General features: G+C 57.6%; 5 protein-coding genes. 3 read left to right on the top strand and 2 right to left on the bottom strand.

Annotated elements, in window-relative coordinates:
- The 3 genes from NW842_RS13780 to rpsD form a co-directional block, all read left to right on the top strand.
- The coding region (locus tag NW842_RS13780; protein ID WP_414418263.1) for a zinc ribbon domain-containing protein at window positions 1-537 on the top strand (537 nt) is incomplete at its 5' end.
- A gap of 122 nt (window positions 538-659) precedes the next feature.
- Entirely contained in the window at window positions 660-1,796 is a 1,137-nt protein-coding gene (gene gmd, locus NW842_RS13785) for a GDP-mannose 4,6-dehydratase (RefSeq protein ID WP_414357356.1), read from the top strand.
- A gap of 176 nt (window positions 1,797-1,972) precedes the next feature.
- Window positions 1,973-2,584, top strand: coding sequence for a 30S ribosomal protein S4 (gene rpsD, locus NW842_RS13790; protein WP_011432724.1), 612 nt, complete (start codon window positions 1,973-1,975; stop codon window positions 2,582-2,584).
- Here the strand turns inward: rpsD and NW842_RS13795 are convergent.
- Together NW842_RS13795 and NW842_RS13800 are read right to left on the bottom strand one after the other, a co-directional pair.
- Window positions 2,581-2,748 carry a hypothetical protein gene (locus NW842_RS13795; RefSeq protein ID WP_414357357.1) on the bottom strand — a complete coding sequence of 56 codons (168 nt, stop codon included), beginning with the start codon at window positions 2,746-2,748 and terminating at the stop codon, window positions 2,581-2,583. The genes rpsD and NW842_RS13795 overlap by 4 nt on opposite strands.
- Before the next feature lie 225 nt (window positions 2,749-2,973).
- Window positions 2,974-4,355 (bottom strand): TolC family protein (locus NW842_RS13800; RefSeq protein WP_414418264.1); only part of this gene is annotated, 1,382 nt, incomplete at its 5' end.

Consider the following 4,355-nt stretch of genomic DNA (forward strand, 5'->3'; position numbering starts at 1 on the left):
GGCAAGAAACTTCTTGAGTTTTCTCTATCTCGTCAGTGCTCTCTTTTGGCTCAAATAAAAGATCAACACAACCTAGTGGACGAGTGCCATCGCAAGGTAGCAGCGTTCCTGACCGATCACTACCGCTTGATATTTCTGCCCACCTTCGAGTCGGCCCAGATGGTTGCCAAGGCGGGAAGAAAGTTTGGTAGCAAGACGGCTAGGGCGATGCTGACCTGGGCGCACTATCGGTTCAAGCAGTTCCTGAAGTTCCAAGCCAGGAAGAAGAACGTGGTGGTGGATGTGTCAGAGGCGTACACCAGCAAGACCTGTACGAGGTGTGGGCATATCCACACCCAGTTAGGGGGTGCGAAGGTGTTTGTCTGTCCCGAATGCAACCACAAGCTACCACGGGATTGGCAAGGCGCTCTGGGGGTATTCCTCAGGGCTTTGCGGGATACCGCCATTCTGTTCAGTACTGAGCAGGATGCTATCGCTGCTTCTCTGGGCAGCAATGTGTGGCTACGCCACGCAAGCGAACAGGAAAGTTCAGCGTAAATGTATCAGTCCTGCTGCACTATAATGTTCTCGCTTCAAGGTCTCCGCTTTGAGGTTTGCCATTGGACTTGAGCCTTGAGCCACTTGGTTCTTCATTTTTCCCGATCTTTGCCCCCAACTCTATGACCCAACGTGCCCTAATTACCGGCATCACCGGACAGGATGGCTCTTACCTGGCCGAGCTGTTGTTGCAGAAAAACTACGAAGTTCACGGCATCATCCGCCGCGCCAGCACCTTCAACACCGACCGCATCGACCACATCTACGTGGATGCCCATGACCCCCAGGCTAGGCTATTCCTTCACTACGGGGATCTCACGGATGGCACCACCCTGCGCAGGATCCTGGAACAGGTGCAGCCGACGGAAGTGTACAACCTGGGGGCCCAATCCCACGTGCGGGTGAGCTTTGATGCGCCGGAATACACTGTTGATGCAGTGGCCATGGGTACCCTGCGTCTCCTAGAGGCCATCCGCGACTATCAGCAGCGCACCGGGATCCGGGTGAAGTTTTACCAGGCAGGCTCCTCGGAGATGTTCGGCCTGGTGCAGGAGATCCCGCAAAAGGAGACCACCCCCTTCTACCCGCGCAGCCCCTATGCCTGTGCCAAGGTGTACGGCTACTGGCAGACGGTCAACTACCGCGAAGCCTACAACCTCTTCGCCTGCAACGGTATCTTGTTTAACCACGAAAGCCCACGGCGAGGGGAAACCTTTGTAACCCGCAAGATCACCCGCGCCGTCAGCCGCATCGTTGCCGGCAAGCAAAGCAAGCTGTACCTGGGCAACCTGGATGCCAAGCGGGACTGGGGCTACGCCAAAGACTACGTCGAGGGGATGTGGATGATGCTCCAACAACCCCAGCCGGATGACTATGTGCTGGCTACTGGGGAAACCCACACCGTGCGTGAGTTTGTGGAACGGGCCTTCGCGCTGGTGGGCCTGCCGATTACCTGGAAAGGCTCCGGCCAAGCCGAACAGGGGCTGTACAAAGACCAAGTGTTGATCGAGATCGACCCCCGCTACTACCGCCCAACCGAGGTGGATCTGCTGTTGGGGGATGCTTCAAAAGCCAAGCGAGTCCTGGGGTGGGAACCCAAAGTAAGCTTCCCGCAATTGGTGGAGCTGATGGTGCTGGCCGACTTGGAAGCCATCGGCCTGGATCCGGATCCCATCTTGGGGGAACGGCGCACCCTCAACGGCCTGCTCAGCGAAGATCGCGCCTTCATCCGCACCCAAATGGGGGTTCACTACGACTGACAAGACAGTTAGAACGGTGGAGACGGGATCCCAAAAGACAGCCTTGCCCCCTTGCCCAAAGTAGGGATCAAACGCTTAATATAGTAGATCGCCGATTCTTTTGGTGGTTTGTACTCTTGCTCCCTAGCTGACCATCTCTTGCAGAGTTTGTTTGCTGATTTTGGAGAAATGCCCGCATGTCCCGCTACACAGGTCCCCGCCTAAAAATCATTCGTCGCTTCGGGGGACTTGATCTGCCCGGTTTGACGCGCAAGCGCCCCAAAAATACCAATCCACCCGGTATGCACGGGGCCGAGCGCAAGAAAAAATCCGAATATGCCATTCGCCTGGAAGAAAAGCAGAAGGTGCGCTTCAACTACGGGCTGAGCGAGCGGCAGATGATCCGCTACATGCGCAAGGCACGGCGCTCCAAGGGATCCACCGGTTTGGCCTTGCTGCAAATGCTGGAAATGCGGTTGGATTGCATCGTATTTCGTCTTGGCATGGCTCCAACCATTCCGGCAGCTCGGCAGCTCGTGAGCCACGGCCACATAGAGGTTAACGGCCAAAAGGTAACCATTCCCAGCTATGGCTGCAAAGTGGGGGATGTGATTACGGTAAAAAACAAGGAATCTTCCCGCAAGCTGGTGGCCGCCTACGCGGAGTATCCGGGATTGTTCTTGCCAGACTACCTGGAGTTTGACAAAGAAAAGCTGCGCGGACGCATCAAGGAATTGCCCCCCCGCGAGCAAATTTGCGCCCCGGTCAACGAGCTTTTGGTGGTCGAGTTCTATTCCCGCAAGCTCTAGGGATCCCCTTTTGTGGCCATTACAAATTGCAGGGGGGGCGGTTTGACGTTCTCCCCACACCCGAAGGCAGGGGATTTTTCACGGTTTGCTTTTTCATAGTCTTCACAGAGTTCCCCCTCTTTCTTGCTCGCGTTGGCAATGCGCAGCGCTGGGGTCATAGTCATTTCGATTCAAACCAGGACACTGCACCCACAACTAAAATGTCGGTCGCGTCAGCGTTGCGGAGCAATAATGCAGAGGGCCAGAAGGTTTCTCTCAATAGCCTGGCTGTCTCAGCCTAACCTGAAGCAACTATACTTCCAGCTTGGAATAGAACTGTTTCGTCGCGGTATCCATAGCACCCCTCTCCTTTTGGAAGAAGGGCTGGGAGTGAGGGAGAAAGGCTCAGGTCAAAGGCTGCCAATGGCCCGTTTCAGTTGCACCAAGGCGCGATTGTAGGCGATTACAGCATTGGAAAGGTTGCCACGGGCAGTGGTGAGAGCAGCTTCAGCATTGATCACCTCGGTTTGGGTGCCCACCCCTGCTTGCAAACGCAGCCGGGCCAAGCGCAGGCTCTCTTCTGCCGAGGCAATTGCCACTTTGGCCGAGTCGATCTGTTCACGGCTGGAGCTGAGGGTCAGAAAGGCTTCTTCCACCCCCCGCTGGATTTCGTTGCGGGTGCCGACGAAATCGCTCACGGCCACCTGCCCGTCGATCTGAGCTTGGCGGGCTTGGGCAGCCGCTTCTCCCCCATCGAACCAAGTCAAGCTGAAATTGGCTCCCACCGAATAGCCAACATCAAAGCTATCGCGGCTGGCGTTGAAATCGTTAACGGCATCGAGGCTGGCGAATAAGCCAATTCGGGGGCCATTGCGGGCCTGTGCTAGGCGCACACGGCTTTGGGCCTGCTCCAATTCTCGGCGTCGGCGCTCCAATTCCTGTCGTTGGGCAAAGGCAGCAATGATGGTCTCTTCCAGGCTGAGATCCCACTCTCCCATCGGCTCGATGCGGTCGCTGGCCAACACGTCGGTGGGGCTGGGAAAATTCAGCAGTTCGGCCAGGCGGCGGCGATTCAGTTGCTGGGTGTTCTGGGCCACCAGCAAGGTTTGTCGATTGTTGGCCAATTCCGTCTCTGCCTGGAGAATCTCAAAGCGGGTACCCAGCCCGGCCCGTTCTCGAGCTTGAGCATCCCGCAGAGTAGCTTCAGAGCTTTCAACGGCAGCTTGGCTGATGGCGACCCTGGCGTCCGCGCTTTGCAGATCGTAGTAGGCGTTGGCCACAGCTTGTTTGACCGTCTGCAGCGTTTGCTCCAGTTGCAGTTGGGCGATGCGCAGAGCTTCCTGGGCCAGCTTCAGGTTTTGCTCCCTGAGGCCACTGTCAAAAGCGGTATACTCCACCCGCACCACACTGGCCGAGAGGGTGTGGGATTCGCGCCTTGGCCCACCACCCGGAGAGGGAGCCTCACTGTACTGGTAGTTGGCACGGCTGGAGAGGGTGGGAGCAAAGGCAGCTTGAGCCAGGGCTACCCCGGCCTCGGCCCGCTCGACGGCCAGTCTGGCCTGCTGCACAGCCGGGTTCTGGGCAACGGCGATCTCCAGAGCTTCTTCCAAAGACAGGCCCTCCCTGCGCTCAATGCGCACCTGCAAGGGGGATTGGGGCACCACCAATTCTTCAGCCTTGGAAGCCCCCTGCAAAGCCAGGTCAGCCGCAGGGGTAGGGTCAGCAGGGTTGGAGGGAATCGATAGGGTGGGGGGCGGGGGGGGGGTGAGGATTTCGAGGCGGTGGGGCCTCG

It is taken from the genome of Synechococcus sp. R55.4 (assembly GCF_047461935.1).
GTDB lineage: Bacteria > Cyanobacteriota > Cyanobacteriia > Thermostichales > Thermostichaceae > Thermostichus.